We start from the raw sequence: 19,184 nt of genomic DNA on the forward strand, positions 1-19,184 counted from the left end.
CCCCAATACGGTTCAAAACTCTTCTCTTGATGGAGTGGATTGTATTTCAATACGGTTTACTTAATGCTTTTGATGAATTTTATCTGACGATTTTCTGGCAATATAGCCATTTTGGGCAAGTCAGATTTTTCTTAAGTAAACCGTATTGAATTATAACCCTAAGAAGGCAAGATAATTGATGACAGGAAATCCGAGGATCCGATCGCCCCATTAATCCCCACCAGATTCGCTAAAACCCGATCGGTTCCTGCGACTCGCAGCAACGTACCGTCAGGAGTGGTGCTCAATTGCAACTGCTGGAAACTCAGGCCGCCAATCAAAATAAACTTATCGACACCGGCCTCAAAACCGATCGCAGTATCAGTACCACTGTCAGCACCCAAGACAAATCGATCGCTCCCAATACCTCCGATTAAAGTATCGTCGCCCAAGCCACCAAACAGCCAGTCATCACCATCACCCCCATTGAGCAAGTCGTTATCCTTACCGCCAATTAGGGTATCGGTGCCAGCATCTCCATTCAGGGTATCTTCCCCTTCATTGCCGTAGAGCAAATCATCGCCAGCATCGCCATTGATGCAGTCTTGCTGGTCGTTTGCGCCCACCGAGACAGCCCGGTTATCGGAGCGATCGCCATAAATGGTATCGTTGCCCTCGCCACCGCAGAGCTCATCGCTGCCGTCACCGCCGTAAATCTTGTCGTTGCCAAGATCTCCGTGAATGAGGTCGTTATTTTTACCGCCGTAAATCCTGTCATCGCCTTCACCGCCACTGATGGTATCGTCAGCTTCATCGCCGAAGAGTACGTCAGCACCAATGTTGCCAAAGATCAAGTCCTGGCCGTTGACATCTTGAGCTCGACTGCGAGCGCCACCGTATATCGTGTCATCGCCACTGTCGCCGACAAGGGTATCGGAGCCTAATTCGCCCCAAATCAAGTCATTCTCTTTGCCGCCCCAAACGCAATCATTGCCTTTGCCTGCTTGCACGGTGTCATTGCCGTTACCACCGCCGATGATGTCATTACCGGTGCCGCCAAAGATTAAATCTCCTTCGCTAGCACCGTTAACTGAGTTGGAACCGCCTTTGTCGCCTAGCAGAGTATCGTTGCCTGCGTCGCCGTAGAGGGTATCAGAGCCTAATTGACCGTAGATCAGGTCATTGCCTTTACCTCCGTAAGCGCGATCGTTACCTTTGCCTGCAACCAGGGTATCGTTGGCTTCTTGGCCGCTGAGGAAGTCGTTGCCGTCGCCTCCATAGAGCAAGTCGCGTCCCTGGGAATCGAAGTCTGTGTTGCCGTTGAAACCGCCAAACAAGGTGTCATTGCCGGTGCCCCCAATCAACGTATCGGAGCCGATTTGGCCCGAAATGATGTCATTTTCTTTGCCTCCAAGGGCAAGATCGTTACCTTTGCCGGCATGGATGGTATCGTCGCCTTCGTTGCCGTTAATGATGTCTGCGCCGTTACCTCCGAAGATCAAATCGCGATCGTCCGCAGCGCTGCTAGAGTTATCGCGGCCGTTATCTCCCAAAATCGTATCGGCACCTTCATCTCCAAACAGGGTGTCAGAGCCTAAGTCGCCTGCAATCCAGTCGTTCTGCTTGCCGGCATGGATGATATCGTTGCCCTCGCCGCCGTAAGCAATATCCGTGTCAGTGTCCGCAAAAATCCTGTCATTGCCTTCATTGCCGTAAATTTCGTCGGCGCCGTCTTTGCCTAAAATCAGGTCGTTCCCTTTTAAACCGATGATTTTTTGGTTGCCTTTGTTGTCTGCGATCGAGTCATTGCCGTCTGTACCTTTGGTGGTTTGTCCCTCTCCCAGTTGCGAAATTGGCCGGACAAATCGAACTCCGGGCGCTGGTGGCGGCGGTGCAAAGTTAATTCCTGGTTTTTCTACAATGGGTTCGCACAGACAGTCGGTATCTGGTTCGGCGATCGGATTTGATATTGGGGTTGGTGTTGGCGCCACCAGCCCCAAGATTGCAGCGACAGTAGCGGTAGCGGGACTAATGCCGCCGCGATCGTCTGTAGCGCTGTAGCTGAAAGTGGCTCCCGTAAAACTTCCTGTGGTTTGGAAAAATAATTGCTCAATTTGTGCCGGAGTCAGGACTTGGCCTGGTGTGACGCGAACGCCGCCGCCCAAAGCCGGATCTCCTAAAAATAGAACTCCTTGGTTGGCTGGGGGCAGGGTGTTGATGGTGTAAGAGGCGATCGACCCGTCGGGATCGCTGCCTCCCAATCCCGGAACCTGGGCGCTGCCACTGGGAGCAATACTGAAGTTAGCATTGTTCACCAATGGCGGTAAGTTGGTCGTCGGGCGAATCGCAGCAACAGTAGCGGTGCCGGGACTAATCAGGCCGCCGTTGTCGGTGGCGCTGTAGGTGAAATTGGCTCCCGTAAATTCGCCCGTCGTTTGGAAAAACAGTTGCTGAATCTGTCCGGGAGTGAGAATTTCACCGGGTGCGATCGCTATCCCACCGTTAGCAGGATCTCCTAAAAACAGTGTTCCTTGGTTCGCCGGTGGCAAAGTGTTGATTGTGAAAGAGGCGATCGTCCCGTCGGGGTCAATTCCTCCCAATCCTGGAACCCGCACGCTGTTGTTGGGCGGAATGTTGAAGTTGACATTTATGCCAACTGGAGGTTGGTTGAGAACAATTGGCGCCGGAGTCGGAGTCGGAGTTGGAGTCGGTGCCGGAGCTGGAGCTATGGCAGCAACTGTAGCATTAGCGGGACTGGTAGCACCGCGATCGTCCGTAGCGCTGTAGTTAAAATTCGCTCCTGTAAAGTTGGCCGTCGTTTGCAAAAATATTTGCTGAAGCTGTGCGGGAGTCAGAACTTGGCCGGCTGTGACGCGAACGCCTCCGTTGGCGGGATCTCCTAAAAATAGGACTCCTTGGTCTGCTGGGGGCAAAGTATTGATGGTGTAAGAGGCGATCGATCCGTCGGGGTCGGTTCCGCCCAATCCCGTGACTAACCTGCTACTGTTGGGCGGAGTGCTGAAGTTGACATTTGTGGCAACTGGCGGTTGGTTCGGCACCGGAACCAAAGCGGTAACTGTAGCATTGGCGGGACTGGTGGCGCCTTGATTGTCGGTGGCGCTGTAGGTAAAATTGGCTCCCGTAAAGCTGCCCGTCGTTTGGAAATATATTTGCTGAATCTGTGCCGGAGTCAGAACTTGACCGGGTGTGAGTCGAACGCCTCCGTTGGCCGGATCTCCTAAAAATACCTGTCCTTGGTCTGCTGGGGGCAGGCTGTTGATGGTGAAAGAGACGATCGTCCCGTCGGGGTCAGTTCCTCCCAATCCCGGAACTCGCGGGCTGGTGTTGGGGGGAACAGTGAAGTTGACATTTGTGGCAACTGGCGGCTGGTTGGGAGGCGGCACTGGTGCAGGAGTTGGTGTTGGCACCGGTGCAGGAGTCGGTGTTGGCACTGGCGCAGGAGTCGGTGTTGGCACTGGCGCAGGAGTTGGTGTCGGCACCGGTGCAGGAGTTGGTGTCGGCACTGGCAGAGGGATTGCCGCTACAGTTGCGGTAGCAGCATTGGTGGCACCGCCGTTGTCGGTGGCGGTATAGCTGAAGTTGGTTCCCGTAAAGTTGCCTGTGGCTTGCAAAAATAGTTGCTGAATCTGTGCCGGAGTCAGAACTTGGCCGGGTGTCACCGCTACGCCTCCGCTGGCGGGATTGCCTAAAAATAGCTGCCCTTGAGAGACAGGTGGCACGGTGTTAATCGTAAAAGAGGCGATCGTCCCGTCGGAGTCCGTGCCTCCCAATCCGGTCAATAAAGCGGTGCTGCTGGGCTGCTGGCTGCTGTTGACAGGATTGGCAACCGGAGGTTTGTTGACCGGTGCGGGTGTTGGCGATGGTACTGGAATGGCGGCGGCAACGCTAGCGCTGGCGGGGGTGGTAGCGCCTTGATTGTCGGTGGCGCTGTAGCTGAAGTTGGCTGCGGTAAAAGTGCCTGTAGATTGGAAAAATAATTGATTGATTTGAGCGGGCGTGAGAATTTGACCTGCGGTGACGGCAATTCCCCCAGAGGCGGGATTGCCTAAAAATAGCACCCCTTGAGCGACTGTCGGCAGGGTGTTGATTGTGTAGGAGGCGATCGTTCCGTCGGGGTCGGTTGCTCCGAGTCCGACAATGTTGGCTGTGCTGTTCGGAGGTAGGCTGATGTTGGCGTTGTTGGCTACAGGAGGTTTGTTGGGTGTCGGCAGTACCGCAGAGACGGTAGCGGTGCCGGGACTGGTGAGGCCTTGATTGTCGGTAGCGCTGTAGGTGAAGTTCGCTCCTGCAAAGGAGTTGGTCGCTTGGAAAAATAATTGATTGATTTGAGCGGGTGTGAGAGTTTGACCCGCTGTGACGGCAATTCCCCCAGACGCGGGATTGCCCAGAAACAAGGTTCCTTGGGCTGCTGGCGGTAGGGTGTTGATGGTGAAGGAGGCGATCGTCCCGTCGGGATCTGTGCCTCCCAATCCGGTCAGTAAAACGGTGCTGCTGGGTGCGATCGCGCTGTTGGCGTTATTGGCTACCGGAGGTTGGTTCGCGGCAACGATCGCAGTTGTCACTTGAGCGTTCGCAGCCGTACCGTTGTTGTTGTCACTGTTAGGATCGGCGGTGGCGGCAGTGCTTCTGGCAGTGTTGACAACGCTGCCAGTGGCAGGAGCAACAACGCTGACAGTGCGGGTGATGGCGTTGGCTGCCCCGCTTGCCAAACTTGCGATCGCCGTCCAAGTGACAACACCTGTGGCAGGGTTGTAACTGCCACCGTTGGAAGCTGTCACTCCCGTTAACCCCAGAGGCAGAGTATCGGTGATGACGACGTTGGTGGCGCTGGAAGGGCCGGCGTTTTGGGCGGTGATGGTATAAGTGGCAGTGGCTCCCGGCGCGATCGATGCCGGGCCTGCTTTGGTGGTAACTACGTCCGCGCTGGGAGTGATCGTGGTGGTGACTTGCGCGTTTGCAGCCGTGCCGTTGTTGTTGGCAGTATTGGGATCGGCGGTGTCGGAGGTGCTTCTGGCGGTGTTGGCAACTGTGCCGCTGGCAGGAGCAACAATGCTGACTGTGCGGGTGACGGCGTTGGCTGCCCCGCTTGCCAAACTTGCGATCGCCGTCCAGCTAACAATACCTGTGGCTGGGTTGTAAGTGCCGCCGTTGGAGGCTGTCACTCCGGTTAAGCCCACAGGCAGGGTATCGGTGATGGAAACGTTGGCGGCTGCCGAAGGGCCGACGTTTTGGGCGGTGATCGTATAAGTGGCAGTGGCTCCGGGCGTGACAGATGCCGGGCCTGCTTTGGTGGTAACTACGTCGGCGCTGCTCGTTATCGTGGTGCTGACTTGAGCGATCGCAGCCGTGCCGTTGTTGTTGGCACTATTGGGATCGGGAGTTTCGGCTGTACTCCTGGCAATGTCGATGACAGTGCCGGTATTTGGGGTACTGAAGCTGACTGTGCGGCTGACGGCGTTAGCCGCACCGATGCCCAAAGTTGCGATCGCCGGGAAAGTGACAACACCTGTGGCAGGATTGTAACTGCCCCCGTCGGAGGCTGTCACTCCAGTTAAGCCTGCGGGCAAAGCGTCTGTTACCGTCACATTGGTAGCGCTGCTCGGCCCGCTGTTTTGTGAGGTAATTGTATAGGTGACCGTCGATCCAGCCACGGCTGTTGTCGGGCCTGTTTTTGAGGTGATGATGTCGGCTGTAGCGGGAACGATCGCAGTTGTAGCTTGAGATACTATCCCTTCACCGGTGTTGTTAATCAGGTTGGGATCGAAAGTGCTGCTGCTGCTAAATGCCAGGTTAGTTACCGATCCGATTGTGGCAGGTGCAGTCACGGTAATACTGCGGGTAACGCTGGCACCGTTAGCCAGAGTCGAAATCACTGGCCAACTGACACTCCGCGTTGTCGGGTTGAAAATCCCACCATTATCGGCGCTGCTGAAAGTTAAGCCCGGAGGCAGGGGATCTTGAATCAGGACGTTGGTAGCGTCGTTGGGCCCGTTATTGGTGGACGTAATGGTGTAAGTAATACTGCTGTTGGGTAGGGCAAATGCGGGGCCAGTTTTAACCGTGGCAATATCGGCTGAGATGGTAGGTGCTGTGACAGTTTCAACGCTGAGATTGCGAATTTCGTGAATGTTGGTCACTGCCCCTGTCGAACTAGCAAAACCAAATTTGAAAGTCGGCGGAATTGTGCCATTTACAGCCGCCAAATTTGGGATGTCGATCGCACTTTCGCCCGGGCCGTTAAATAAGTTGTCGCCGTTTAAGTCGATGTTAACGAAAAAACGGCTGGGTATTGTGGGAGTAGACGGTTGTAAAGTAATTTGAACTCTTTTTCTGGCAAGAGTGCGATCGGTAACGGTAGGATTATCTATGCCGCCGGGAATTACATTGTTAGTTAAAAACTGATATCCTCCGGTTTGGCTGCCTCTAATTCCTACCGCATCAGGTATCGATCCCGGGCCACCTAAACGCCCTTCACTCGGATCTGAAAAATTGCCATATTCGTCAAATCCAACACCTAAATAACCTCCGACAATCCCCGGTATACCAGAACTGTTGTTGGGAGCATAACCGAGAGAACCGCCGAATCCACCTGCTTGAGTTGGTGTAGCAGCCCCGTCAATTAAGAAGAAACTAATGCCGTCGGCACCGGTGCCGTCATAGGCAAATAAATCAAAGGCAACTCTGATGCCGTCAGTCGAAGAAATTGGGTTGTTGTAGATGACAAAAGCTGCTTGGTTGTTCGCATTCGATGTTAATCTTAAAGCGCCACTGCCCGGAGGATCGCCCAGCCCTAAACTGGGAATGATGCCGGGGCCGCTACCTGAGGTTAATCCCGGTTGAATTGCACCGCCGCTAGTTCCGTAGATCCAAGGCCCTAATGCTGTGGGATTTTGAAAGCTTTCGGTAACTAATGTTCCGAGGACATGATTGTAGGTTTTTAAGACTTCTGGTTTAAAGGCTAGTTCGGCATCGATTTGTCCTGTGGTAATTTCTAATTCCCAGTCGCCGCCTAGTGCTGCACTCCCAGTTAAGTTGTTAGAAGCAGCAATATTTGCTCCAGTTAATTCGCTGAGTTTTTGTATGAATTTAATGCCCGATTCGCCGACAGCTACGTTACATCCATAAAGTAAAATGCTACCGGGTTTGTTAAGGGCTTTTCCCCACTGCTGCAATTGACTGCTGTAGGTTTCTAGGTTATCAATATTCAGTTCTGTCCGACCGATCGCGACTGCTGCTTCTCGGCCGTGAGAAACTACGTGCAGGCTGTTGATGCTGTGGTAATGCCCCAAAAATTCGGTGATTTGTGCGATCGCATCTCTGGTTGGATCGAGCACCAATACTTCGCTTCCGGGTTTGACTCCACGGATCAATTCCTCGTAGTTTTCTACTCGGGAGTCAACAACGACTAGATATGTTTTCGATTCTAGATACGCTGTAGAGTTTGCTGGCTTAAAAAATAAGTTGTTGGTAGTGGTAATATTAGTAGATTTGCGTATTTTTACGGCTGACACATTCGACGTATTGGGGCTCGTTTTCATAGTTCGCTGATTTAGTTACTTAGTTTTAAACTACCCCCTTTGAGAACATTCGATATACACGGAAATATAAATTTACTGTAAATTATATTTACGAAATAAATTAAACACTTACGTGTTTTGTTGAAGTTAAGATGTGAGGGAAGGATTGGATAGACAATGCTGTATCAGCTTCGCGCATTAACCTAGGTAATAAATCACTACACCCTTAGATATGCAAGCATTATCTGGTTTTGATTGCGCCACTCAAGTATTTTTCTTGAAAAGAAATTAATCCCATAACCTTGAGATTGCGATCGGCACTTACTTACGTATTGCTGACAAAAAGGCAGTGATTCCGGTAACGGGATGCTTCTCAGTACAGTTGGGAGTGTAATTTTTTCTGAAATCTTGACCGTAAATCCACTGAAAAAAACGTTTCCGAGAATTAGAAAATTTTTTGATTGTAGCTTGGATTTACTACTTGTGGGAGTTGACATTGCCACGAACTTTACTTAATAGGGTTTCATCTCTAAAAAGCTCAGAACCAAGGCTAAACCATACAAAAAGTTACAGAATGTCAGGCAAATTAAGACAAGTGGGAGTTGACAAGTTACACTAATTTATGCTGTAGCGATCGGTTGTCCGCAGCCACAGGCCATGAAACGATCGCACAATTTCCACATTGAACATCAGGTTAGCAGCAAAAGATGTGTCAGATCATACCATCAGGTAAGTGGTGTTCACCAGCAGTTGAAGAGAGGAGTGCGGGTGCGCGCCTAGGGAATAGGCGCACCCAATCCCGCGCTGGTTAAACGTTAATATCGAGTTCGCGCACCAAAAAAGCCCATTCATCTGCCAATTCTTCAATGACTTTAGCGGTAGGTTTGCCACCCCCATGTCCCGCTTTTGTTTCAATCCGAATTAACACGGGTTTTTCTCCTGCGTGCGTTGCTTGCAAAGCCGAAGCAAACTTGAAACTGTGGGCTGGAACCACTCTATCGTCATGATCCGCAGTTGTAATCATTGTCGCCGGATAAGCAGTTCCCGCTTTCAGATTGTGCAGCGGAGAATAGGCGTGAATTGTGGGAAACTCTGCGGGATTGTCCGACGAACCATATTCAGGAACCCAAGCATGACCAATGGTAAACTTATGGAAGCGCAACATATCTAGGACGCCGACGGCGGGCAATGCTGCACCGAACAATTCTGGCCGCTGAGTCATGCAAGCCCCCACCAATAAGCCGCCGTTGCTACCACCTGCGATCGCCAATTTAGCAGGTTTCGTATACTTATTCTCGATCAACCATTCCGCAGCGCTGATAAAGTCATCAAACACATTTTGCTTGTTCAACTTTGTCCCAGCTTGGTGCCACGATTCGCCGTACTCGCCACCACCCCGCAAACAAGCTGTCACATAAACTCCGCCCATTTCCAACCAAACCAGCCTGCTAAGAGAAAAACTTGGAGTCAGCGAGATAGAAAAACCACCATAACCATACAGGTAAGTGGGGTTATTGCCATCTAGCTGCAAGCCTTTTTTGTGCGTGACAAACATCGGTACTTGCGTACCGTCTTTGCTGGGATAAAATATTTGTTTTGTCTCGTAATCCTCTGGATTAAAATCAACCTTTGGCTGCCGATAAACGCTACTTTCATCCGTCAGCATATTGTAACGGTAGATTGTGTTCGGAGTCGTGAAGCTGGTGTAAGCATAAAAGGTTTCGGTGTCGTGCCGCTTGCCGCCAAAACCTCCTGCCGAACCAATTCCCGGCAAGGCTACTTCTCGCGCAAAAGAGCCATCTAAGTTGAAGATTTTAATCTGGGTGTAGGCGTCTTTCAGGTAAGAAGCGACAAATTGATTGTTGAGAAGGCTAATGCCTCCCAGGGTTTCCGCTGCTTCGGGGATGATTTCGGTGAACCCCCCCTTGGTAAGGGGGGGATTCAGGGGGGTGTCAGCGCCCGCTAGGGATGAAGGAGGAGGGTTGTTGGTGTCGATCGCAATTACGCGGCCCAGCGGTGCATTCAAGTCGGTTTGAAACCAGAACAATGATCCTTCGTTATCAATGAAACTGTACTCAGCCTCGAATTTGTTAATCAGTTCGACAATGCTTGATTCCGGCGCGGTTAAATCCTTGTAAAAAATCAGGTTTTGCGGGTCAGTGCCGAGCCAGACTGATATAATCAAATACTTGCCGTCTTCCGTAACACCACCGCTAAATCCCCATTCTTTTTGGTCAGGGCGATCGCAAATTAATACATCTTCAGATTGCGGAGTACCGAGCTTGTGATAGAATAGCTTTTGGTAATAGTTAACATCTTCGAGTTTGGTTTTTTCGTTGGGTTCATCGTAGCGGCTGTAAAAAAAACCTTTACCGTCGTGAGTCCAGGCTGCACCTGAGAATTTCAGCCATTTTAAATGGTCTGATAAATCTTCCCCAGTTTCCACATCGCGAACTTTCCATTCCTGCCAATCCGAGCCAGAAATTGACAAACCGTAGGCCATAAGTTGGCCGTCTTCGCTGATAGCTACGCCGCCGAGAGCGACGGTTCCGTCTTCTGAGAGAGTGTTTGGGTCAATTAATACTTTTGGTTCGCCGTCTAGGGATGGTAAAGTATAGAGTACGGATTGATTTTGCAGACCGTCATTCTTGTAGTAAAAATAGCGATCGCCCTGTTTAAAAGGTATGCCGTATTTCTCGTAATCCCACAGTTTAGTCAGGCGCTGTTTGATTTTTTCCCGCGCCGGAATTTGGCTGAGGTAGCCGAAAGTGACTGCGTTTTGAGCTTCCACCCAGGCTTGAGTTTCCTCTGAATCGGGGTCTTCCAGCCACCTGTAGGGGTCGGATACTTGGACGCCGTGATAATCGTCTGTTTGCTCGGCTTTGCGGGTTGTAGGGTAGCTTAAAGGGCGATCGAATTGAGTCATATTTTTCACTCTCAGTAACTTTATTCAGTTTAACCTTTTTTACAAAATTGTCATTGCGAACCTCAATAAAGCAATCGCACTTTCTTCTCTCCCATCTTCCTACCCTTCGGGAACGGCTTCGCCGAACGTGTCCTTAGCGTCTTCGCGGTTCATTTCTCTTCTCTTTCAATTCACCTAATCCAATTCCCTCCTTCCTTCCAAAGCACGAGCCAAAGTTACCTCATCAGCATATTCCAAATCTCCCCCCATCGGCAAACCAAAAGCTATTCGCGTAACCTTGGTAAAAGGTTTCAATAAATGACCGATATAAAGAGTAGTAGTTTCGCCTTCCACGCTAGGACTAATCGCAATAATAACTTCAGCAATCTTTTGCTGGCTGACGCGGCGGACTAATGGCTGAATGTTCAATTGTTCCGGGCCAATTCCATCCATCGGCGAGATGACACCGCCGACAACATGATATTTGCCGATGTATTCCCGCGTTTTTTCTAAGGCGATTACATCGCGGGATTCTGACACAACACAAATAGTAGAACCGTCCCGGTTAGTGTTGCGGCAAATTTCGCAAACAGGTTCAGCGGATAAGTGAAAGCATACTTTGCAAAAACCGACTTGTTTTTTGGCATCAATCAATGATTGAGCTAGGGCTTGCACGTCTTCTTCCGGTCGCTTTAAAATATGTAAAGCGAGTCGCTGTGCACTTTTTGGGCCGATTCCGGGCAAGCGCTGCAATTGTTCGATCAAACGGGCTAAGGGTCGAGTGTACATAAAATGAAGGAAGAGGGAAGAAGGAAGAAGGAAGAGGGAAGAAGGAAGAGGGAAGAGGGAAGAGGGAAGAATAACAGAAATTAACCGGGCGCATCTGGGGCGCATGAAAATATATCTGTAGGGGCGAAGCATGACCGCAGTAAATATGAGATTATAACTAATAAGTTATATGCGGTCATGCTTCGCCCTCTTCAAAACCCAGATGCACCCAATTAACCTCCGCTAATTTTAGCTTTGTAGCCCAATTTTTTGAGAATTTCGAGTAGCTTTTGCTTGTGTTCGCCTTGAATTTCAATTTCATTATCCTTAACTGTGCCGCCTGTGCCGCATTGGGCTTTTAGCTGCTTGGCTAAATCTGCTAAAGTTTCTGGTTTTTCTTGAAATCCGCTGATGACTGTAACTGTTTTGCCACCGCGTCCTTTTCGGGATGCTTCTACTTTCAAAGTTTGTTGATTCTGGGGAACTTCCGGGGTTCCTCGTTCGAGAGCAGCCGAGTTTTCGTAGTTACCAAACTCAGAGTAAACTACTCGTTTACCGTCGGTTGTTTTGTTGTCAGAATTTTTGCGTTTGGATGCTGCCATATGTTATACTGCCTGAACTTGTTTTACCATAAATAATTGGTTGAAAGCCCCAAGCCTGCTCGGGAGAAATACAAATCAGACTATTCATTACTCCAATCCTCTTCCTTCTAGGTAGAGGTCGCTCTCAAACTGTCAACTGTCAACTGTCAACTGTCAACTGTTGAAGGGTATTTCTAGTTTTAGTGGATTGGTGTAAGGTTGCGATCGCTCGTTGAGACTCTGATATTATACCTATTGTATTAGCCCATCAAGGGAGAGCGGGAATTATTAAGTGTCTGATTGTTATCGATCGCTTTTGAGTGTTGCGGGTAAAGGCGATCGCTCTTGAATCGGATAGCGGCGTTGGGCGATCGTTTGTGTTAACGTTAAACTGCGATCGCCAGGTGCCGGATGAGTCGATAACAAAGCAATATCTAAACCAGATTTTCGCGCTAATCGCTGGAAAAAGTCTGCTGCGCCCGCTGCGTGCCCGTAATGGGAAACCAGCAGTTGTAAGCCAAATTCATCGGCTTGGGCTTCCTGACTGCGCGAAAATTGGGCTTTGCTTAAATTGGAAGCGATCGCAGCGGCAACATTCACCAACCCACCTCCATCGCCTACGAACACCGCCACCACAAACTGTAGCGCCAATCCCCGTCCAATTCCCCGCAAATGATCGCGATTGGCGAAATGACCCAACTCATGACCTAAGATCATCATCAACTCGTTTTCCGATTCCAATTGCTTTATTAAACCCCGATAAACAACAATTGTATCTCCAGGTAAGGCTAGCGCGTTTACAGTATCATCGGGAATGTAAAGTAGGCGATAATTGCGATCGATATTTTTTTGTTTAGGTAATTTAGTTTCCAGGCGATCGAGAAGTTGATTGAGAGTATCTTGTGCTGGAGAAGATTCCGCAAGACGTTCGTAAGCTGGGATAACTAACGCCCCCAAGCGCTGTTCGAGTTCGGGGGGAATTAATAAAATCAGCCCATCTACCAGTTTGAGGCTTCCCCAAAGCAATAAACATCCTATGGCTAAAAAAATCCCTAATATAGTTAGCAGTTGCCTGTTGCTTGTGGGTGGATTGCGATCGGTCATTCGATTTTAGATTTTAGATTTTAGATTTTGGATTGACTTGCGTGAGTTTGTAGGGTGCATCGCTACGAGTTATTGAATAGCAGTGGCAGATTATATGGCGACGCACCTTACACGGAATTTCCCAAAATTGTGTGTACCAAATATACATGGAATATGCTGTATATAAAAGCACCAAACTAATTGTTCTTTGTCGGTCGGAAGGGATTTAAAAAATTAATCAGAGGAAACAGATTGCGAGACTGTATCCACAGTTTCCCCTGTCCACTGAAACGACAAACTAAGCCTTCTCCACCTAAAATTCCCGTTCTCAAATTTTTCCAGGATAGTCCGCCCAGGACTTCAACATCATACTTCAGCGTATCCTCAAAGGCAACGATATAACCGGTGTCCACGATATAACTTCCATTGACTGGAATTTCCAGAATTGCGCCATAGGAATTAAACCAGATATCGCCTTGTCCAGTTGCTTTGAGAAAAAACAATGATTCGCCACTAAAGAAACCTTTTAATCCCTGAAATTTAGTATCAAGGTCTACAGTAGAACTCGATGCCACAAAAGCAGAAGATTGCAGCATCAAGCTATTGCCATCGAGGTGATAATGTTGAATATCGCCGGGAACTCCAGGGGAAACGTAAAGTATTCCAGAACGTTCCGGCGAAGTAAATTCGCTGATAAACAAAGACTCACCTGCTAACATTCGCGTGAGGCCTTTCATCAAACCTCCTTTGACTTTTGATTTCAGGGTGATGTGACTATCCATTGCTGCCATTCCCGAAGATTCTACCAACACCGTTTGGTTGGCAGGAATTTTGAGTTTTAGTTGGGCATAGGATGGAGAATGTTCGATTGTATATGAGATGTTTTTAGGCATATAAGTTAGTTGACAGTTGACAGTTGACAGTTGACAGTTGGCAGTTGGCAGTTGACAGTTGACAGTTGGCAGTTGATAGCTCAATAACGTTCAGTTAGAATGATCGTTGCGAGGAACACTTTACATGAATGCGATGTTTTATGAGGGTGTATTTCAGTTTGGCAAATATGTCTGTAGGGGCGAAGCATGACCGCAATCAATATGAAATTATAATTAATAACTTATATGCGGTCATGCTTCGCCCTCTTCAAAAACCAGATGCACCCTTTTATGAAAGCAATCTCCGTTTATGTTTTGCATATCGCGAGTCTCCACGCTTGCTACCTGGGAGGTAAACGATTGCCGACGGCTTGACCGAATGCTGTGGTATTGTGGGTTTGACAGAACAGGCGACCGTTACCTTTAAATCGACAAACTAAACCTTCTCCACCGAGAAATGCACTCACCCAACTACTTCCTGGGGGCTTAGTAATTTCAAACTTTAAACTTTTCTCAAAGGCGACAATATGACCTGTATCAACAATGTATTCTCCTTTGACTGGAACTTCGTAAATTGCGCCGAAGGAACTCAATAGTACATCTCCTTGACCCCCCATATCTAGCCAGAAAATACTTTCTCCAGAAAACATCGATTTGAAGCCTTGAAAACCCAAGTCAATATTAACATCTGGTGTGCTAGCTAAATAAGAACCTGCTTGTACTACTAAGCCACTTTTGCCCATTTGATAGTGCAGCATATCGCCCAACATTTTGGGTGCTAAAAACAAGGTATTTTCCGGTGTTGGCGATCGAAATACACTTAAAAATAGCGACTCTCCGGCAATCATGCGTTTGAGTCCGCCGAAAATACCGCCACCTTTGCCTTGGCGCAATGTCGTACTTGCTTGTAGATTGCCACTCATCGCCACCATTGCACCTGCCTCAGCAACGATTTCTTCACCGGCATTTAGAGTGATTCGGGCGATCGTGCTGTCGGGTTGTTGTAAAAGTTCAATTTTCATAAGTAGGTACTAGGTAATGGATATATTCGCTCGCAAGTCAAACTTTACTTGATAAAAATTGCACCAAACCATCGATACTTCTGGATTGCAAGTAAATTGTTCCTTTACCCGTCACTTTATTCACAAACCCTTCCCCGGATGTAATCGAACCTAATAATCCGCCTGCCATTTTTATCGACATTTTCATTCCCGATTCGTAAGCTACTAAATGCCCTGTATCGACAATGAAGTCACCATTGATTTGCTTGCTAGTCAAACCACCATAGGCACCAAAAAATACTGTTCCCTGTCCGCTGGCTTGCAATTTAAATAAGCCTTCTCCCGAAAACCAACTGGCAAATCCAGCCCAGCGCACGCCTAATTTGATATCGGGGGTACTGGCAATATAAGCACCGGGTTGAAAACAGAGGTTATTTTCATAGACTTGAGCTTCGGCAATATCTCCGATTGTAGATTGAGAAAGAACGACTTGGAGAGACTGCCGTGTTGGATTGATAAATCGATTGACGAACAGCGATTCACCACCAAAAAACTTTTTCAATACACCTGACAAAAAACCTCCATTAAATTCTGTTTTCATTGTGAGTGCTGCATCCATTGCTATCATCGCTCCTGATTCAGCAATAATGCTTTCTCCAGGTTCGAGTGTAAGAAAAATTGTGGCAAAGGAAGGTTTATAACGAATGTCGATATCCACGATTTTGGTTTCCTGTTGTGTAACAATAACTAAAGGAAGTGAGAATTGTAGGTCTACGCTTTTAGTTTACTACGATTGAATGAGCCAACTGTTGCGTTCTTCAATAATTTTAACATATTGCATAAGGGGGCGGGTTTATGTAGATTGTTTGTTGGTATTAAATATTATTTGTAAAACCCGCCCCCGCCCAAGGACATCATTGCTAGTTGGAACTTTTTGTCTTTTGAATCATCTCCTCTATTGTTTCGGTTTCGCCAATTTCATAAAGACAAATCAGACCATCCTCAATGGTAAAGATTTGATGAATTGTTGCATCCGCAAGCACATTGCATTGCAAATCTTTAATAATTTGATGAACGGTGACAATGTTCCGATTGTTTTCGTCAGTCTCGAATTTTAACGTTTCAAGCTCCGGTTGAATATCCTTAAATTGATTTGTCCAATATTCGCGCACCGCATCGCGTCCATAAACGAAACCGCCTTCCACTCCGTTCGCCCATTTCACGTCTGGGCGCATCAACGAGATGATTGTTTCAATTTCGCGTTTGTTAAAAGCATCGTATAAATTTTGCAGAAACTGCTGATTTGAATTCATAATTGTTCACCATTACGAAGTTTCCATTCAATTAGTTTCCCCAGCGAGCGGGAACACGTCAACCTACCAAAAGTAAAGGTCGGGAGATCCTAGTTTCCATTCAATTAGTTTCCCCAGCGAGTGGGGATCCCTCGATTATAAACCCCATACAGCGCAACGTGTCCAGAGGCCATTTGCGAGGACTCCCAAAAATCTCTGTACAAACAACCTCTCATCTACAGAAAAAATCCCTGAAACCCTTACAGGGCAATATCTCGAAGGCTCCGACGAACTTCCGCCATCCTAGCGATTTTTGGCAGCCCTCGCAAAATTACCCGATCGCCCACCGCCCCGCCACATCGACTAGATATAATAAAATCTGTCCCCTTATCCCCACAAAGTCCGTGACTGTCACACCCCTGCGTCTCACCACAGAAACCACCGAAACCACCGCCCAACGCCCCGACTCCCTCGGTAGATTTGGCAAATTCGGCGGCAAATATGTCCCCGAAACCCTGATGCCGGCTTTATTTGAGCTTGAAGCGGCTTTTCACAAATACCGCAGCGAACCGGAATTTCAACAGCAACTTCAAGGATTACTTAAGGATTATGTCGGCCGCCCCAGCCCATTGTATTTCGCCGAACGCCTCACGGAGCATTATGCTAAACCAGACGGCACTGGCGCCCAAATTTACCTCAAACGCGAAGATTTAAACCACACTGGTGCTCACAAAATCAATAATGCTTTGGCTCAAGCATTGCTCGCAAAACGCATGGGTAAAAAGCGCGTAATTGCTGAAACTGGTGCTGGCCAACATGGCGTTGCTACTGCCACTGTTTGCGCTCGTTTCGGTTTAGAATGCGTTGTCTACATGGGCGTTCATGACATGGAAAGACAGGCTTTAAATGTGTTTAGAATGCGCTTGATGGGTGCTGAAGTGCGACCCGTGGCGGCGGGTACGGGAACGCTGAAAGATGCGACTTCTGAAGCGATTCGCGATTGGGTGACAAATGTTGAAACAACTCATTATATTCTTGGTTCGGTGGCGGGGCCGCATCCTTACCCGATGATGGTGCGCGATTTCCATGCAATTATCGGTCAAGAAACTCGCAGTCAGTGTCTAGAAAAATGGAATGGTTTGCCAGATATCTTATTAGCTTGTGTGGGCGGCGGTTCTAATGCTATGGGTCTTTTTCATGAGTTTGTTGGGGAAGAAACTGTGCGGTTAATTGGTGTTGAAGCGGCGGGAGAAGGTGTGGATACGGATAAACACGCTGCTACTTTGACTAAGGGAACTGTGGGTGTTCTGCACGGGGCTATGAGTTATTTGTTGCAGGATAATGAGGGTCAAGTCATCGAGCCGCATTCGATTAGTGCGGGTTTGGATTATCCTGGTGTGGGGCCGGAACACAGTTATTTGAAGGATGCTGGCCGGGCTGAATATTACAGTGTAACCGATCAGCAAGCTTTGGATGCTTTTCAACGGTTGTCGCAGTTGGAGGGGATTATTCCGGCTTTGGAAACTGCTCACGCGATCGCCTATTTGGAAACTCTCTGTCCGCAGTTAACTGGCAGTCCGCGCATTGTCCTCAACTGTTCGGGACGGGGTGACAAAGATGTGAACACTGTGGCGAAGGTTCTGAATATCTAGTTTACCGGAATTTCGGGCGATCGCCCTGTAGGAATGGTCAGACGGCGGTTTCAACCGCGTCTATATAAATGATGTCCGCCTCCGCCGACTTAGAAGATAACGTAATTTTCATCATCCGTTCTTCAACCCGCGGAGGCGGGTTTTGTCTGTGTAGCCGCGGTTTCAACCGCCCGGTCTTCTTTATCTTTAATAGTTCATGTACAAACCTTTGATTTTAATGTCTCTAGGATTCCTGGCAATCCTACCTAATTGTACTCAACTCATTCCTACACAATCGCTCCCAGAAACTTCCATGAATACTAATATTGCTGCTACGAGTTCAATTGCTGAGTTAGAAAAAGCTGTTAACCAACAGATCAATCAATATCGAGCCTCGAAAAAGTTGCCGCCGCTGACTGTCGATCCGCGAATTAGTCAGATAGCCAGAATTCACAGCGAAAATATGGCGAGTGGGAAAGTTAAATTTAGCCACGATGGATTTGAAGGGCGGGCGAAAGCAATTACTGTTCCCTATCAAAGTGTAGCTGAAAATGTTGCTTACAATTTTGGCTACAGCGACCCGGTTGGCAATGCTGTTGAGGGTTGGATTAAAAGTGAGGGCCACCGCAAGAATATCGAGAGTCAATTTAATTTGACTGGTATTGCGATTGCCAAAAATGCCAAAGGGGAGTATTATTTTACTCAGCTTTTTGTCCGTAGTCGATAAGAAGAAGGAAGAAGGAAGAAGGAAGAAGGAAGAAGGAAGAGGAAAGAAGGAAAGATTAATTATCGATTCCCGATTACCGATGCCCGATTACCGATTACCGATGCCCGATTACCAATTACCGATTACCAATTACCGATTACCAATAACCAAGAATGGAATTTCCAGATTTTCAAGTGTGCGATCGCGATATCTCCGATGATCTGCTATCTTATTATTTGACGGCGGAGGCGATCGCCGTTGATACGGAAACGATGGGTTTGATGCCCTGGCGCGATCGCCTGTGTTTGGTGCAGTTGTGCGATCCGCAAGGTAAAGTGGCGGCGGTGCGGATTGCTAAAGGCCAGACGGCGGCGCCAAATTTGAAAAAGCTCATGGAAGCTGAAAATATTGAGAAGGTATTTCACTTTGCGCGCTTCGATCTGGCAACAATGCGTTACAATTTAAGTATTGACATTGCACCTGTTTTCTGCACAAAAATAGCTAGCAAGTTAGCCAGAACTTATACTAACAGACACGGACTTAAAGAGTTAATCCAAGAGTTGGAAAAAGTAGAACTCAATAAAACTTCTCAAAGTTCGGATTGGGGAAATTCCGAGCATCTTTCTGATGACCAATTGAGCTACGCTGCTAACGATGTCCGATATTTGCTGGGCGCTAAACAAAAGTTGACTGCTATGTTGCAGCGAGAGGAACGCTGGGAAGTTGCACAGCAATGTTTTGGGTGTTTGCCAGTTTTTGTAAGTTTGGATTTGTTGCAGTACGATAAGATTTTCGAGCACGGTTCATCTTAGGTGCGATCGCACAACT

Annotated in this window: 13 protein-coding genes; 4 read left to right on the forward strand and 9 right to left on the reverse strand. The window is 48.2% G+C overall.

Going from position 1 to position 19,184, the window contains the following annotated elements; genetic code table 11:
- Positions 1-158 precede the first annotated feature (158 nt).
- The 9 genes from JGK11_RS08065 to JGK11_RS08105 form a co-directional block, all read right to left on the reverse strand.
- Complete coding sequence (locus tag JGK11_RS08065) at positions 159-7,538, reverse strand: DUF4347 domain-containing protein (protein ID WP_293211210.1); 7,380 nt, start codon at positions 7,536-7,538, stop codon at positions 159-161.
- A gap of 787 nt (positions 7,539-8,325) precedes the next feature.
- Positions 8,326-10,443 carry a prolyl oligopeptidase family serine peptidase gene (locus JGK11_RS08070; protein WP_293211212.1) on the reverse strand — a complete coding sequence of 706 codons (2,118 nt, stop codon included), beginning with the start codon at positions 10,441-10,443 and terminating at the stop codon, positions 8,326-8,328.
- 174 nt (positions 10,444-10,617) lie between these two features.
- Complete coding sequence (recR, locus tag JGK11_RS08075) at positions 10,618-11,211, reverse strand: recombination mediator RecR (RefSeq protein ID WP_293177858.1); 594 nt, start codon at positions 11,209-11,211, stop codon at positions 10,618-10,620.
- 212 nt (positions 11,212-11,423) lie between these two features.
- Positions 11,424-11,792, reverse strand: coding sequence for a translation initiation factor (locus JGK11_RS08080; RefSeq protein ID WP_293177861.1), 369 nt, complete (start codon positions 11,790-11,792; stop codon positions 11,424-11,426).
- Between the two features lie 282 nt (positions 11,793-12,074).
- Entirely contained in the window at positions 12,075-12,875 is an 801-nt protein-coding gene (locus JGK11_RS08085) for a M48 family metallopeptidase (protein ID WP_293211214.1), read from the reverse strand.
- Positions 12,876-13,051: 176 nt separating this feature from the next.
- Positions 13,052-13,747 (reverse strand): TIGR00266 family protein, encoded by a 696-nt coding sequence (locus JGK11_RS08090; RefSeq protein ID WP_293177961.1) that lies wholly within the window; start codon positions 13,745-13,747, stop codon positions 13,052-13,054.
- 320 nt (positions 13,748-14,067) lie between these two features.
- The gene (locus JGK11_RS08095; RefSeq protein WP_293177867.1) at positions 14,068-14,748 is read right to left on the reverse strand and encodes a TIGR00266 family protein; all 681 of its coding nucleotides are present in this window, start codon (positions 14,746-14,748) and stop codon (positions 14,068-14,070) included.
- Positions 14,749-14,785: 37 nt separating this feature from the next.
- A complete protein-coding gene (locus JGK11_RS08100) occupies positions 14,786-15,445 on the reverse strand; it encodes a TIGR00266 family protein (protein WP_293177870.1) in 660 nt (219 codons plus the stop codon).
- A 202-nt stretch (positions 15,446-15,647) separates the two neighbouring features.
- Positions 15,648-16,040 carry a nuclear transport factor 2 family protein gene (locus tag JGK11_RS08105; protein WP_293177873.1) on the reverse strand — a complete coding sequence of 131 codons (393 nt, stop codon included), beginning with the start codon at positions 16,038-16,040 and terminating at the stop codon, positions 15,648-15,650.
- 383 nt (positions 16,041-16,423) lie between these two features.
- Between JGK11_RS08105 and trpB the strand changes: the two genes are divergently transcribed.
- The 4 genes from trpB to JGK11_RS08125 all read left to right on the forward strand — a co-directional run bounded on the left by trpB (position 16,424) and on the right by JGK11_RS08125 (position 19,168).
- Positions 16,424-17,671: a tryptophan synthase subunit beta gene (trpB, locus tag JGK11_RS08110; RefSeq protein ID WP_293177876.1), complete on the forward strand. Its 1,248-nt coding sequence runs from the start codon at positions 16,424-16,426 to the stop codon at positions 17,669-17,671.
- Between the two features lie 292 nt (positions 17,672-17,963).
- Positions 17,964-18,377 carry a CAP domain-containing protein gene (locus tag JGK11_RS08115; RefSeq protein ID WP_293191212.1) on the forward strand — a complete coding sequence of 138 codons (414 nt, stop codon included), beginning with the start codon at positions 17,964-17,966 and terminating at the stop codon, positions 18,375-18,377.
- The gene (locus JGK11_RS08120; protein ID WP_293177883.1) at positions 18,361-18,576 is read left to right on the forward strand and encodes a hypothetical protein; all 216 of its coding nucleotides are present in this window, start codon (positions 18,361-18,363) and stop codon (positions 18,574-18,576) included. The genes JGK11_RS08115 and JGK11_RS08120 overlap by 17 nt, the downstream gene beginning before the upstream one ends.
- Positions 18,530-19,168, forward strand: a complete 639-nt coding sequence (locus JGK11_RS08125) for a ribonuclease D (RefSeq protein ID WP_293177886.1) — start codon at positions 18,530-18,532, stop codon at positions 19,166-19,168. The genes JGK11_RS08120 and JGK11_RS08125 overlap by 47 nt, the downstream gene beginning before the upstream one ends.
- Positions 19,169-19,184 lie beyond the last annotated feature (16 nt).

It is taken from the genome of Microcoleus sp. PH2017_34_RAT_O_A (assembly GCF_020737885.1).
Taxonomy (GTDB): Bacteria; Cyanobacteriota; Cyanobacteriia; order Cyanobacteriales; family Microcoleaceae; genus Microcoleus.